Annotated in this window: 14 protein-coding genes; 8 read left to right on the plus strand and 6 right to left on the minus strand. The window is 70.4% G+C overall.

From position 1 onward, the window contains the following. Positions 1 to 34: 34 nt before the first annotated feature. Positions 35 to 871, minus strand: coding sequence for a helix-turn-helix transcriptional regulator (locus AB0J97_RS00440; protein WP_364082664.1), 837 nt, complete (start codon positions 869 to 871; stop codon positions 35 to 37). Between the two features lie 190 nt (positions 872 to 1,061). On the opposite strand from AB0J97_RS00440, the gene AB0J97_RS00445 reads away from it, so the two are divergent. Then, entirely contained in the window at positions 1,062 to 2,384 is a 1,323-nt protein-coding gene (locus AB0J97_RS00445) for an MFS transporter (protein ID WP_357692508.1), read from the plus strand. 215 nt (positions 2,385 to 2,599) lie between these two features. On the opposite strand, the gene AB0J97_RS00450 is transcribed toward AB0J97_RS00445, so the two are convergent. Beyond that, entirely contained in the window at positions 2,600 to 2,821 is a 222-nt protein-coding gene (locus AB0J97_RS00450; RefSeq protein ID WP_357692510.1) for a DUF397 domain-containing protein, read from the minus strand. Between the two features lie 56 nt (positions 2,822 to 2,877). Continuing rightward, complete coding sequence (locus AB0J97_RS00455; protein ID WP_357692512.1) at positions 2,878 to 3,741, minus strand: helix-turn-helix transcriptional regulator; 864 nt, start codon at positions 3,739 to 3,741, stop codon at positions 2,878 to 2,880. A gap of 675 nt (positions 3,742 to 4,416) precedes the next feature. On the opposite strand from AB0J97_RS00455, the gene AB0J97_RS00460 reads away from it, so the two are divergent. The 6 genes from AB0J97_RS00460 to AB0J97_RS00485 all read left to right on the plus strand — a co-directional run bounded on the left by AB0J97_RS00460 (position 4,417) and on the right by AB0J97_RS00485 (position 10,025). Beyond that, complete coding sequence (locus AB0J97_RS00460) at positions 4,417 to 4,632, plus strand: hypothetical protein (RefSeq protein WP_364082669.1); 216 nt, start codon at positions 4,417 to 4,419, stop codon at positions 4,630 to 4,632. 1 nt (position 4,633) lies between these two features. Continuing rightward, positions 4,634 to 5,284, plus strand: a complete 651-nt coding sequence (locus tag AB0J97_RS00465) for a hypothetical protein (protein WP_364082672.1) — start codon at positions 4,634 to 4,636, stop codon at positions 5,282 to 5,284. 118 nt (positions 5,285 to 5,402) lie between these two features. After that, the gene (locus tag AB0J97_RS00470; protein WP_364082675.1) at positions 5,403 to 7,601 is read left to right on the plus strand and encodes a molybdopterin-dependent oxidoreductase; all 2,199 of its coding nucleotides are present in this window, start codon (positions 5,403 to 5,405) and stop codon (positions 7,599 to 7,601) included. A gap of 1 nt (position 7,602) precedes the next feature. Beyond that, positions 7,603 to 8,214, plus strand: a complete 612-nt coding sequence (locus AB0J97_RS00475; protein WP_357692520.1) for an HD domain-containing protein — start codon at positions 7,603 to 7,605, stop codon at positions 8,212 to 8,214. A 120-nt stretch (positions 8,215 to 8,334) separates the two neighbouring features. Next, the gene (locus tag AB0J97_RS00480; protein WP_357692522.1) at positions 8,335 to 9,156 is read left to right on the plus strand and encodes a Rieske 2Fe-2S domain-containing protein; all 822 of its coding nucleotides are present in this window, start codon (positions 8,335 to 8,337) and stop codon (positions 9,154 to 9,156) included. 29 nt (positions 9,157 to 9,185) lie between these two features. Further along, complete coding sequence (locus AB0J97_RS00485; protein ID WP_364082679.1) at positions 9,186 to 10,025, plus strand: NAD(P)H-binding protein; 840 nt, start codon at positions 9,186 to 9,188, stop codon at positions 10,023 to 10,025. Here AB0J97_RS00485 and AB0J97_RS00490 read toward each other — a convergent pair. From AB0J97_RS00490 to AB0J97_RS00500, 3 genes are all read right to left on the minus strand, one after another. Then, positions 10,022 to 10,252, minus strand: a complete 231-nt coding sequence (locus AB0J97_RS00490) for a hypothetical protein (protein WP_352319104.1) — start codon at positions 10,250 to 10,252, stop codon at positions 10,022 to 10,024. The genes AB0J97_RS00485 and AB0J97_RS00490 overlap by 4 nt on opposite strands. 53 nt (positions 10,253 to 10,305) lie before the next feature. Further along, entirely contained in the window at positions 10,306 to 11,232 is a 927-nt protein-coding gene (locus tag AB0J97_RS00495) for an SPFH domain-containing protein (protein ID WP_364082683.1), read from the minus strand. Between the two features lie 95 nt (positions 11,233 to 11,327). Next, positions 11,328 to 12,116 (minus strand): ABC transporter ATP-binding protein, encoded by a 789-nt coding sequence (locus AB0J97_RS00500; protein ID WP_364082686.1) that lies wholly within the window; start codon positions 12,114 to 12,116, stop codon positions 11,328 to 11,330. Between the two features lie 68 nt (positions 12,117 to 12,184). On the opposite strand from AB0J97_RS00500, the gene AB0J97_RS00505 reads away from it, so the two are divergent. Beyond that, positions 12,185 to 12,901: a hypothetical protein gene (locus AB0J97_RS00505; RefSeq protein WP_364082689.1), complete on the plus strand. Its 717-nt coding sequence runs from the start codon at positions 12,185 to 12,187 to the stop codon at positions 12,899 to 12,901. Position 12,902: the final 1 nt, after the last annotated feature.

The raw sequence follows: 12,902 nt of genomic DNA on the forward strand, positions 1-12,902 counted from the left end.
ACTTTTCCGGATCGAGCATTCTATGGGCGGCAGATTAGGACTTGGTATCACCACTTCCCACCAACCATGCCAAAGTGGACCTGGTGGCGTCGTCCTGGGGGCTGTAGACGATCAGTCGCATCTCGGGCGCGGAGGAGGCGTTCAGGCTGGTCGTACTGAAGCGGAGGGCGCCGACGACCTCGTGCTCGAAGTGCTTCACCCGGGGGCCGGGCTCGGCCACGTCCTGCCTGGCCCACATGCGGGCGAACTCGGCGCTCTCGGCGCTCAGCCGCCGGACGAAGTCCTGCCAGCAGGGGTCGTCGGAGTGCCGGCTGTAGGCGCCCCTGAAGACCGCGACCGCGCGCGGCAGCTCCGACTCGCGGTTGACGAGCCTGGTCGGGACCGCGGTGTTGACGAAGGTCTGCCAGAGCGAGTTCCGCTCGCCGTCCGGGGCCTCGACGACGTGCGGGAACAGGGCGGCGTAGGAGGCGTTCCAGGCCAGCACGTCCGAACGGCTGTTGGTGACGGACGCGGGCATGTCGCCGAGCTGGTCGAGGATGCCCTGCATCTCGGCCGGTATGCGGCCGGCGTCGACGACGGCGGGCGCCTCGGCCTGGCCGGTGAGCCGGTAGAGGTGCTGGCGCTCGGCGTTGTCCAGCATGAGCGTACGGGCGACGGCGTCGAGCACCTGGCCGCTGACGTTGATCGGCCGGCCCTGCTCCAGCCACGTGTACCAGGTGACGCCCACCCCGGCGAGCTGGGCGACCTCCTCGCGGCGCAGCCCCGGCGTACGCCTGCGGGGGCCCGGCGCGAGGTCCACCATCTCGGGGGTGATGCGTGCCCGGCGGGTGCGGAGGAACGCCGCCAGATCCGTACGTCTTGCCTCGGTCACGGTCACACCTCCACTATGGGGGCATCGCCGCACACTTATCCAGGTGCCGCCAATACCAGTATAAAGGGACACTCGTTACTGGTACCAGGTACGCACAATAATGAAACACATGACCGAATCCGCCACTGTTTCCTCTCCTGTCCAGGCAACCCCACCGGACAGGGCCAAGGCCAGCGGTCTGCTCCTCGCAGTGATCCTCGTCGGGCAGTTCCTGGCCATCCTCAACGTCAACATCGTCAACGTGGCCACCCCGACCATCGAGGCGGACCTGCACTCCTCCGGCGCGGGGCTGCAGATGATCGTCGCCGGTTACACCATTGTCTATGCCGTCCTCTTGATCACCGGCGCCCGGATCGGCGACCTCTTCGGTTACCGCAACGCCTTCCTCGGCGGGCTGGCCCTGTTCACCGTCACCACGCTCGGCGCCGGCCTCGCGCCCTCGACGGGCTGGCTGATCGGCTTCCGCCTCGCCCAGGGCGCCGGCGCCGCGATGATGATGCCGCAGGTGCTGACCCTGATCCAGCGCAACTACCAGGGCGCGGCCCGGGGCCGGGCGATCGGCCTGTGGTCGCTGGTGATCAGCGGCGGCATCGTCGTCGGCCAGGCGCTCGGCGGCATTCTGCTCGGTTTCGGCGCCGGGTGGCGGGTGGTGTTCCTGGTGCTCGTGCCGGTGGCGGCCGTACTGCTCGGCATCGGGTTCCGCGCGTTGCCCGCCGACGAGGGCGGCGGCAGGACCGGGCTCGACCCGTGGGGCCTGGTGACGCTGTCGGCGGCCGTGCTGCTGTTCGTGGTGCCGCTGGTGCTCGGGCGTGACCTCGGCTGGCCGGTCTGGGGCTGGGTCTCGATGGGGCTCAGTGTCGTGATGTTCGTGGCGTTCGTCCGCGTTGAGCGCTGGGTGACCGGTCGTGGCGGGCGTCCGCTGGTGGACGCCAAGGTGCTGGCGGCGCCGGGCATGCGTCCCGGCCTGGCGATCCTGCTGTTCGGCCCGGCGACCTGGGGCGCGTTCCTGTTCACCTCGGCCCTGCACCTCCAGGGCGACCTGCACTTCTCCCCGCTCGGCTCGGGGATGATGATGGTGCCGTGCGCGCTCGCCTTCGGCATCGTCGGCCTGCTGTGGCCGCGCCTGCCCGCCGGGTTGCAGCGCCCGCTCGTCCCGGTCGGTTATGTGGTGGCCGCGCCGGCCTATCTCGGTCTCGGCCTCGCCGCCGACGGCGGCGTCGTCTACGCGATCATGAGCGCCCTCATCGGCGCCGGTCTCGGCGTGCAGGTGGCGGTGACCAACATGGCGACCGAGCAGGTGGACGGCGCCTACGCGGCGGACGCGAGCGGCGCGCTACTCACCGTGATGCAGCTCGGCCAGGTCATCGGCGTCTCGACCGTGGGCACGCTGTTCATCTCACTGAGCCAGGGCCACGGCACCGTCTCGGCCTCCCTCATGGCCGCCGTCGCGATGGCCGGCCTGGCCGTACTGGCGGGCCTGAGCAGCCTCTTCCTCGTCCGCGCCCGCCGCTGACGCACTCTCCGGCAACGATCCCCTCACGGGACGCGGGCCCGTTCTTCCTCAAGCTGGTCGTCCGCCGCGCTCGGCCTGCCGCGCTGAACGCTGCGGCGGCGGCTGCGGACCGGCTCCGGTGGATACTCCGAGGCGAACCAGGCCGGTGGGCTCCGGCCGGGCCTCGTCATGGGCGGCCCTGAAGGTTGTGTCGTCAACTCGTCAGGGCCGCCTGATCACCCGGCTGCGGCCAAGGTCTGCAGGTCGAACTCCCCGTCGCGGACGCCGGCCGTGAAGGCGGCCCACTCGGACGGCGTGAAGACGAGCACGGGCCCGTCGTCCACCTTGCTGTCCCGCAGGGCGACGTTGCCGTCTCCCAGGGGGGCGACCTCGACACAAGAGGTCGCGCCGTTGCAGAAGGTGCTCTTCCGCCAGTTCTGGATCGTGCTGGTATGCATTTTCTCCCCAAAGGCTATAGACGGGCCCCATTGCCCGCCTCCTGGGACCGCGTGCTCTAGCGTCGCCACATCATGGCTTTGCGTTGGATGAGCACGCGGGATTCGTCCTCGTCGAGCGCCTCTGCCCACATGTGGTCAAAAGCGTTCTCATATCCGGCGACTCGTTCGAGATCGTCCACGAAGTGCGCAGTGTACAAGTGCTCCAGATAGACGACGTCGTCGAAGCCGGTGAATTTCAGGTGAATGAACGCCCCGGTATTGACCGGATGGAGCGAATCCAGCGGCAACACCCGGACGTTGACGTGCGGCAACGTGGAGACCTCGATGAGGTGCTCCATCTGCTCCCGCATGACCGAGGGCTCCCCGAAGCGCCGCATCAGCACCGCTTCGTCGAGCACCACGTTGAGGCGGCAGGGATCGGGCCGGTGCAGGACCCGTTGCTGCCGGTCGAGGCGGGCCTCGACGCGGCTGCGCACGCCGCTGTGCGTGATCCGGACGATTCCGCTCGCGGAGAGAATGACCTCTCGCGCGTAGTCCTCGGTCTGGAGGAGACCGGACACCAACTGGGGTTCCCAGTTGCGCTGAACCGTCGCCTCCGCCTCCAGCCCGAGAAGCCTGATGTACTCCTCGGGCAGGGAGTCTTCATAATCTTCCCACCACCCACGCTGCTCCGCATCTCGCAGCAGGCCGAAGAGTTCGTCAAGTCTGGCGGTGTCGAGGCTGTAGAGCTCGCCGAGCGCCTTGATGTCGGCCGCGCTGGGCATGGTCTTCGCGGCTTCGATGCGGCTGACCTTGCTGGCCGACCAGCCGAGCTCTCTCGCCGCGCGGGCCCCGGTGAACTTCCGTCGTTCGCGAAGGAGGCGCAACTCCTGGCCTAGGCGGAGCCTGCGCACTGTCGGACTGCCCTGCTGCGATGGCACCGTCCACTCTCCTTGTCGGGAATGAAGGCGTGGCGGGAACGGATCGTTTGGCAACCCGGTTTGTGGGCCGTTCACCCGATCTTACACTGCAACTTGCACGAACTCTGCCGCGCGGGGTTGCTCGAAGGCTTTCACGGAGAGAGCGTAGGAGCAAGGCAAGGCTTCACGTAGGTATAGAGGTGGGACGAGGATTTCGGTCGGCGCTGCACCCCTTGAAACCCGTGACAGAATCCGTGCAAGTTGCAGCGCAACTGGAACAGCAATCTGCGAAGAAACTTAAATCTTCCCTTGCTCGATGTATTGCAGCATCCCGGAACCCGGAGGACGATCGAGCCAGGAGGGTTCTCGACCGACGAGGGGAGGCCGGAATGACGAAACGGCCTCGCACGTCGGGCTCTCCGCTCACGATCGGGCGCCCGCGCGAGCGCCGCCTCACCGGCAACGGAGCCGTCCCGGATACGAATGTCCGCCCCAGGGAGGCCGCTTGCCGGAAGGACCGTCCCATCGTCTGAGAGAACGTCGCGACTGTCGCTCGTCTGAGCACGAAAAAAGAATGCCGGGCCGAGACCGGATCCGCGTTCGCCGCATATGGGCTGCCACCCTGCGGCGGGACGGGACCCGACCTGCGACCCGGCGAAGAAGCCACCTCTGGAAATGCCGCGAAAGGGGTCTTCTATGTACTCACAAGGTACCAAGGGGATCGGCCGAATCAAGTCCCGGATCCGGGAATGCATCGCGTATGCCGACCGCGAGATCTGCATGGAGCCGGACGAGTTCGCCATCTACCGGGGCTGGACCGTCACCAGGACGGGCTTTGGCGCCCGCGCCTACCGCGACCCACGCTTCGACCAGCTCACGGTGACGTCGCTGGTGCCCGAGGAGGTGTCCTGAGGTGTCGAGGAACCCGCGCAACCAGATCTACCCGGCCAACGAGGACCTCCCGGGCGCGGGCGGCGGCGGCCTGTTGGTACGGCTCTGGCGCGTCCGCAGCGAGGTCATGGTGCTGGGCGTGGCGGGGCTGTTCGTCCTGGCCCTGCTCGGGGCCACGCGGGACGGGCATTGGGTGCCGTTCGTCCTGCTGAGCAGCGCCGTCTCGGTGCCCGCCGCCACCAGGACGGGCCGCAACTGGGCCGTCGCCCACTTCTGGTGCGTGGTCTCCCGGCACCGCCTGCAGCGGGTCTGCCTGGAGACCACCATGCACACCCGAGCGGGCCGGATCCCGCTGGTGCTCTGGATCACGCCGTCGGCCAGGGGCGAGAAGGCGCTGGTCATGACCAGGGCGGGCATCTCGGCCGAGGAGTTCGAGGCGTACGCCGAGGAGATCGCGGCGGCCTGCTGGGCCAGGAGTGCCACCGTCCACAGGCACCGCGACCGGGCCCAGCTGCTGGTCGTGGAGATCGTCCGGCGGGACGAGCTGCCAGGCGTGACCGCTCCCGGGCTGGAACGCCTGTACGGCCGCCGCTCCTGGACGCCGCTCAGGTCCGACCTCAAGGAGCCGCCCGATCTGCGCACGCCACTGGCGTTGCCGCAAGTCAGCCGGTGATCCAGGAATACCGGGCATCTTCCTGAACCACGCCCCGGGGACCGCGGGGGCTCCCGGGGCTTCCCCATGCGGACGAGACGGTCCAAGATGAGTTCACCCGGCGAACTCAGGAGTCGTGATGACGTCGACCGTCCACCGGACCTGTCCGCTCTGCGAGGCCGTCTGCGGCCTGACGCTCACCCTCGACGACGGCGGCCACGTCACCGATGTCCGCGGCGACAGGGACGATCCCTTCAGCAAGGGGTTCATCTGCCCCAAGGGCGCGAGCCTGGGCCGTCTGGACGAGGACCCCGACCGCCTGCGCAACCCGCTGATCCGCGAGGGCGACCAGTGGCGCGAGGCGAGCTGGGAGGAGGCGTTCACGGCCGTCGAGCGGGGCCTCGGCCGGGTCACCGAGCGGTACGGGCGTCAGGCGGTCGCGATCTACCTGGGCAACCCCAACGCCCACACCATGGCCGGCGCCCTCTACGCCGGGCCGCTGATCAAGGCGCTCGGCACCCGGAACGTCTACACCGCCGCCACCGCCGACCAGATGCCCAAGCACGTCGCCAGCGGCCTGATGTTCGGCCACCCGCTGGCCGTGCCGGTCCCCGACCTGGACAGGACCGACTACCTGCTCATGCTGGGCGCCAACCCGCTGGAGTCGAACGGCTCGCTGTGCACCGCCCCCGACTTCCCCGGCCGGCTGAAGGCCCTGCGCCGGCGCGGCGGCCGGGTCGTCGTGGTGGACCCGCGCCGGACCAGGACGGCCGCGCTGGCCGACGAGCACGTGTTCGTCCGGCCGGGCACGGACGCGTACCTGCTGTTCGGGATCGTCCACACGCTGTTCGCCGAGGAGCTGGCCAGGCCGTGGCAGGAGGTCAACGGGCTGGCGGAGGTGCGCGAGGCGGCCAAGCACTTCCCGCCCGAGGCGGTCGCCCGGCGTACCGGCGTGCCGGCCGCGACGATCGTCCGGCTGGCCAGGGAGCTGGCCGGCGCGCGGACGGCCGCCGTGTACGCCAGGATCGGCACGTGCACGACCGAGTTCGGCACGCTGGCCCAGTGGCTCGTGGACGTGCTCAACGTGCTCACCGGCAACCTCGACCGGCCGGGCGGGGCCATGTTCCCCAAGCCGGCGACCGAGTTCGGGGCGCGGCGGCGGCCGTACACGGTGGGCCGGTGGCGCAGCCGGGTCAGGGAGCTGCCCGAGGCCAACGGCGAGCTGCCCGTGGCCACGCTGGCCGACGAGATCGAGACGCCGGGCGAGGGCCAGGTCAGGATGCTGGTCACGGTCGCGGGCAATCCCGTGCTGTCCGCGCCGCACGGCGACCGGCTGGACGCGGCCTTCGGCGGGCTCGACTTCATGGTGAGCGTCGATCCGTACCTGAACGAGACCACCCGGCACGCGCACGTCGTCCTGCCGCCGCCGCGCGTCCTGCAGTCGGGGCACTACGACTTCGCGCTGCTCGGGTTCGCCGTACGCAACTACGCCCGCTACTCGCGCCCCGCGCTGCCACTGGACGGACGGCCCGGCGAGGCCGAGATCCTGGCCAGGCTCGCCATGATCGCGTCCGGCATGGAAGGGCGTGCGGAGGACCTGGACGAGTTCCTGATCGGCGAGACGCTGCGCAAGGCCGCGCAGACCCCCGGCTCCGGCGTAGAAGGCCGGGACGCGGCCGAGCTGCGGGCCGGGCTGGACGGCGAGACGGGCGGCGAGCGCAGGCTGGACCTCATGCTCAGGCTCGGCCCGTACGGCGAGTGGTCCGGCCAGGGCGACCTGTCGCTGCGCAAGCTGCTCGACCATCCGCACGGCCTGGACCTCGGCGCGCTGGAGCCCCGGCTGCCCGAGGTGCTGAAGACCGCCTCCGGCCTGATCGAGCTGGCTCCCCCGCAGCTCGTCGAGGACGTAGAGCGCCTGCGCGGCAGGCTGGCGGACGAGCCGCCGGAGATCGTCCTGATCGGGCGGCGGCACCTGCGGTCCAACAACAGCTGGCTGCACAACGTGGGCCCGCTGGTCGGCGGGTCGAACACCTGCACGCTCCAGATCAACCCCGCCGACGTGGCCAGGCTCGGCCTGGACGGCAGGGCCGTGGTCACCTCGGCCGCGGGCAGCCTCACGGTGACGCTGGAGCCCACCGACACGATCATGCCGGGCGTCGTCAGCCTGCCGCACGGCTGGGGGCACGCGGGCAGCACGCAGCAGGTGGCGGCGCAACACGCCGGGGTCAACGTGAACGTGCTGACGGACGAATCCGCCCTGGATATCCCAAGTGGTAACGCAGTGTTCAACGGAGTTCCGGTCAGGATTTCACCAACCGGGGTGATCACCGCACATTAGGGTGTCGCGCGTGACTATCGCGCCAGAAGAGGACCGCCTGAACGCCCAGATCGCCTTCGCCGTCGAGATCGACAAGTTGAAGCGGGTCATCCGCCGCAACCATCTGATCGACGGTTCGCGCCGGGAGAACACCGCCGAGCACTCCTGGTACGTGGGCACGCTGGCGATGGTCCTCGGCGAGCACGCCCCGCCGGGAACGGATCTCCAGCGGGTGGTGGCCATGTTACTCGTGCACGACCTGGTCGAGATCGACGCCGGCGACACCTTCGTCTACGACCACGTGGCCGTCGCCGCGCAGGCCGCCGCCGAGACCGCCGCGGCCGACCGCATCTTCGGTCTGCTCCCCGGCGAGCAGGGCGCCCGGTTGCGGGAGCTCTGGGACGAGTTCGAGGCCAGGGTGACGCCGGAGGCCAGGTTCGCCAAGGCGCTCGACCGGTTCGCGCCGATCCTGGCCAACCACCACACCGAGGGCGGCACCTGGCCGCTGTTCAAGGTGACGGCCGGCGAGGTCAGGGAGAAGGTGCGGATCATCCAGGAGGGGTCGGCCTCCCTCGGCGCGTACGCGCTGGAGCTGGTAGAACTCTCCGTGGCCAGGGGACACCTCTCCGAGTGATCCCGTCAAGGCCGGGGTAGGGGACTTGTCGTGAAAGAGACAGTGCGAGCGAGACGTCGGCAATTGCGGGGTTTCGTCGGTCCGGTTGACCTCGCCGATCGACTTGAGAAGTCGAAGGCCATGGACAAACCGATCCGAGGGCTGGCCAAGGTCGTACGCGAGCGCCTGCGTCAGGGCGCCCTGCGCGACCTGCTGCACGGCGTGCCCACGGGCAAACCGCTGCACCCGCCGCTGGCCACGGTCACGCTCGGCTGCTGGCTGTCGGCCGCCGTGCTCGACCTGGCCCACGCCGATCCCCGGGCGAGCAGGCTGCTCCTGGCCACGGGCATCGCCAACGCGCTGCCCACCGCGGCGGCCGGGCTGACCGACTGGTCCTCGCTCCACCGCGAGCAACAGCGCGTGGGGTTCGTCCACATGGCCGCGAACATGGCCGCCCTGGGCCTGATGTCGGCCTCGCTGGTGGCCCGGCTGCGCGGCGCCGAGCGGGCCGGGCGGGTGCTGTCGTACGCGGGGCTCGGGCTGGGCGGGCTGGGCGGCTACCTCGGCGGCCACATGGCCTACCGCCAGGCCGCCGGGGCCAACCACGCCCCGCAGATCACCCATCTCGTCCCGCTGGGCTGGCACGACCTGTGCCCGCTCAAGGACCTGCCGGACGGCCGGCCGGTCGCCCGCAGGCTCGGCTACATCCAGCTCTTCGTGCTGCGCCAGGGCGACGGCGTCACCGTGCTGGCCGACCGCTGCCCGCACCTCGCCGGCCCGCTGCACCAGGGCCGGCTGGTCATGGAGGACGGCGAGGCGTGCGTGGTCTGCCCGTGGCACAGCAGCACGTTCCGGCTGACCGACGGCTCGGTGAAGCACGGTCCCGCGACCGCCCCCGCGCCCATGTTCGAGACCCGCATCCGCCGCGACGGCACGATCCAGGTAAGACCGGGGTTGACCTGAAGTCGACTTGAGGTCTTACCGTCGGGCCCATGAGCAAAATTCTGGTGACCGGCGCGACCGGCAATGTGGGCAGTCATGTGGTCTCCCAGCTCGCGGAGGCGGGCCTTGAGGTGCGAGCGCTGGTCAGGAACCCCGACAGGGCACGGCTGCCCGCGGGCGTGGAGGCGGTGCGCGGCGACCTGACCGTGCCCGAGTCACTCGAACCGGCGCTGCGGGACGTCGAGACCGTCTTCCTGCTGTGGCCCGGCTACTCCGAGGCGGCGACCGCCGGCGCGGTGACGGCGATCGCCAGGCACGCCCGCCGCGTGGTCTACCTGTCCGCCGACGTCGAGGACCTGGCCGACGGCGAGGAGCCGACGCTGTTCCACCAGAGCGTCGAGCGGCTGATCCGGCATTCCACGCTGTCCTGGACGTTCCTGCGCCCCGGCGGCTTCGCGGCCAACACGCTGGGCTGGGCCGGCCAGATCAGGCAGGGGGTCGTGCGCTGGCCGTTCGGGCAGGCGGTCAGGGCGCTGATCCACGAGAAGGACATCGCCGCGGTGGCCGCGCACGTGCTCACCTCCGCCGGGCACACGGGCGGCAAGTACGTGCTCTCCGGCCCCGAGCAGCTCACCCAGGCCGAGCAGGTGCGGATCATCGGCGAGGTGGCCGGGCACGAGGTGCGCTGGGAGGAGCAGCCGCTCGACGAGGCCCGCGAGCACCTGTTGGCCGCCTGGGGCGACCCGGGCTTCGTGGAGGGCGCGCTGAAGGGCTGGGGGGCGGCCGTGCACAACCCCGAGCGGGTGACCGACACTGTCCAGCGGCTGCTCGGCCGGCCCCCGCTGACGTTCCGCCAGTGGGCCGAGGACCACGTGGCGGACTTCCGTTAGTCGTCCCCGGCGGCTTCGTCGGCCGGGTGCTCCACGAGGGCGAGGATCCGGCTGGACATGAAGCGGGCCGTCCGCACGGGCGTGCCGCTGCGGGTGACCTCGCTCACCTCCACCAGTCCGCGCCGGTTGGCCACCTCGACGCGCCGGCCCGCGCGGGTGGCCGTGACTTCGTAGGTTCGCGGGGAGCCGCCCGCGTCGATGACGATCTCCACCCGATCACCCTTCATGTACGGATTTATACCCACTTAGTCCGGTATTTATCCGTACATGTGTTTGAGAATCAGCCGTCGCGGTCCTTCGCGGCGGGCGGGCTGAACAGCCCGCCCAGCCCCTCCAGCACCTTGCCCATCTCCGAGGGCACGATCCAGAGCTTGTTGGCGTCGCCCTTGGCGATCTCGGGCAGGGTCTGGAGGTACTGGTAGGCCAGGAGCCGCTGGTCGGGGTTCCCGTCGTGGATGGCCTTGAACACCATGCCGATTGCGTCCGCCTGACCCTTGGCCCGCATGGCCTGGGCCTCGGCGTCGGCCTGCGCCCGCAGCACGGCGGCCTCCGCCTCGCCCCTGGCGCGCAGCACGGCCGCCTGCTTGTCGCCCTCGGCGGCCAGGATCGCCGCCTGGCGCTGCCCCTCGGCGGCCAGCACGGCGGCGCGCTTGTCCCGGTCGGCGCGCATCTGCTTCTCCATCGAGTCCTGGATGGAGGTGGGCGGGTCGATGGCCTTCAGCTCGACCCGGTTGACCCGGATGCCCCACTTGCCGGTGGCCTCGTCGAGGCTGCCGCGCAGCTCGGTGTTGATCTCCTCGCGGGACGTCAGCGTGCGTTCCAGGTCCATGCCGCCGACCACGTTGCGCAGGGTGGTGACCGTGAGCTGCTCGACGCCGATCAGGAAGCTGGCGATCTCGTACGTGGCCGCCTTCGGGTTGGTGACCTGGAAGTAGATGACCGTGTCGATCGACACGACCAGGTTGTCGGACGTGATCACCGGCTGCGGCGGGAACGAGACCACCTGCTCCCGCAGGTCGATCAGCTCCTTGATGCGGTCGACGAACGGGATCACCACGTTGAGCCCGGGGGTCAGCGTGCGGTGGTAGCGGCCCAGCCGTTCGATGACGGCCGCCGTCGCCTGCGGGATGATCCGGATGCTGCGGGCCACGACGAAGCCCATCGCCGCGACGACGACGAGGGCGACGATGAGCTGCTCGGTCGACATGGCGAAGCTCCGAAGTCGAGGGGACCGACTCGGTGCATGATATTTCGTTTCACCTTTAGGCGACCGATATCCGCATAAATGGCGATACAGCGAGGTCAGTGTGCCCTGGCGTACCAGCGGCCCTCGGCACTCCGGTCGAGCGTCAGCGGCACCCCGAACGTCTGGGACAGGTGGTCGGCCGTCATCACGTGTTCGAGCGGCCCCTGCGCCACGACGGACCCGTGGCGGAGCAGCAGCCCGTGCGTGAACCCGCTGGGCACCTCCTCGACGTGATGCGTCACCAGCACCAGCGTCGGCGAGCGGTAGTCGCCCGCCAGCGCCGACAGGCGGCGCACCAGGTCCTCACGGCCGCCCAGGTCGAGGCCGGCGGCCGGCTCGTCGAGCAGCAGCATCTCGGGGTCGGGCATGAGCGCGCGGGCGATCTGCACCCGCTTGCGCTCCCCCTCCGACAGGGTGCCGAACCGCCGCCGGATCAGGTGGGCCGCGCCCATCATGTCGATCAGCTCGACGGCCCTGGTCACGTCGTTGGAGTCGTACTCCTCCGTCCAGCGGCCCATGATGGCGTACGAGGCGGTCAGGACGAGGTCGATGACCTTCTCCTCCGGCGGGATGCGCTCGGCCAGCGCGGCGCTCGCCAGCCCGATGCGCGGCCGCAGGTCGAACACGTCGGTCTGCCCCAGCCGCTCGCCCAGCACCTCGACCACGCCCTCGGTCGGATAGAGCAACGTCGCGGCGACCTGCAACAACGTGGTCTTGCCCGCGCCGTTGGGACCGATGACGACCCAGCGCTCGTCCTCGTTGACCGTCCAGTCGATGCCGCGCAGCAGGGCCGCTCCGTCACGCCTGACGGCGACGTCCTGGAGCCGCAGCACCTGACCACCCATCCCCGTTCCCTCCTTTGGAGTCTCCCTCGGGACAAACCTATTGCAGGGCGAGCGCTTATCGTGGATCGGTGCGCCCTGAATCACCTGTCTGTCCCTCACTGGTCGCCTGGGGCAACGCGTGGCTCTCCGGTCATGTCGGCCTCGACGAGGCGGCTGACCACGTGGAAGCCGTCGCGGGGCCCGTCGTGGCCGGTGACGTCCCGCTGCGTAAATACCTCGCAAACCTGCGGTCCGACGGACTGCACGAGTTCCGGCTCGCCCTTCCCGCGCCCGGCGACCCGCTGGGGTTGTCGGGGCCCCCGACGTTCAACTCCTCCGCGCTCGACGCCGGGCAGGCCGCGGTCGCCGTGCTGCGCGACCGGCGGCTCGGGCTGGTGCCCGTCCCCGACCGGCGCGGGTCCTCCTACGTGGGGACGCGGCTGGAGGTGCACGACGCCGGGCCGGTACGCCAGGACCTGCCGTCGCTGGCCGAGGCCGAGCACGAGCTGTCGTCCGCCATGCGCGCCGCCACCGAGGCGCTGACCGGCGTCGGCGGGCCCGTCCAGGCCCGTCCCGACCGGCCCGAGAGCGGCGGCGAACTGGCCCCCGGCTATCCCGCCCGCGCCCACCGCGTCTCCACGCTGGCCACCCGGCTGGCCGCCGTGCTCGTCCTGGCCGGCGACCGCGGGCTCACCTCGTCCCAGGTCGCGGCCGGGGCGGCGGCCCTGCGCGACCTCGACCGGGCCGTCCGCCGCGCGCTCGTGGCCGCCCACCACGCCATCTTCGAGCCGGTACGCAACTCGTAGG

The organism is Nonomuraea sp. NPDC049607 (assembly GCF_040675375.1).
Lineage (GTDB): Bacteria > Actinomycetota > Actinomycetes > Streptosporangiales > Streptosporangiaceae > Nonomuraea.

Excerpts from the sequence above, each read along its gene's own strand:
- AB0J97_RS00450 (WP_357692510.1), bottom strand. The coding sequence starts at position 2,821 with ATGCATACCAGCACGATCCAGAACTGGCGGAAGAGCACCTTCTGCAAC.
- AB0J97_RS00460 (WP_364082669.1), top strand. The coding sequence starts at position 4,417 with ATGTACTCACAAGGTACCAAGGGGATCGGCCGAATCAAGTCCCGGATC.
- AB0J97_RS00470 (WP_364082675.1), top strand. The coding sequence starts at position 5,403 with ATGACGTCGACCGTCCACCGGACCTGTCCGCTCTGCGAGGCCGTCTGC.
- AB0J97_RS00480 (WP_357692522.1), top strand. The coding sequence starts at position 8,335 with ATGGACAAACCGATCCGAGGGCTGGCCAAGGTCGTACGCGAGCGCCTG.
- AB0J97_RS00485 (WP_364082679.1), top strand. The coding sequence starts at position 9,186 with ATGAGCAAAATTCTGGTGACCGGCGCGACCGGCAATGTGGGCAGTCAT.
- AB0J97_RS00490 (WP_352319104.1), bottom strand. The coding sequence starts at position 10,252 with ATGAAGGGTGATCGGGTGGAGATCGTCATCGACGCGGGCGGCTCCCCG.
- AB0J97_RS00495 (WP_364082683.1), bottom strand. The coding sequence starts at position 11,232 with ATGTCGACCGAGCAGCTCATCGTCGCCCTCGTCGTCGTCGCGGCGATG.
- AB0J97_RS00500 (WP_364082686.1), bottom strand. The coding sequence starts at position 12,116 with ATGGGTGGTCAGGTGCTGCGGCTCCAGGACGTCGCCGTCAGGCGTGAC.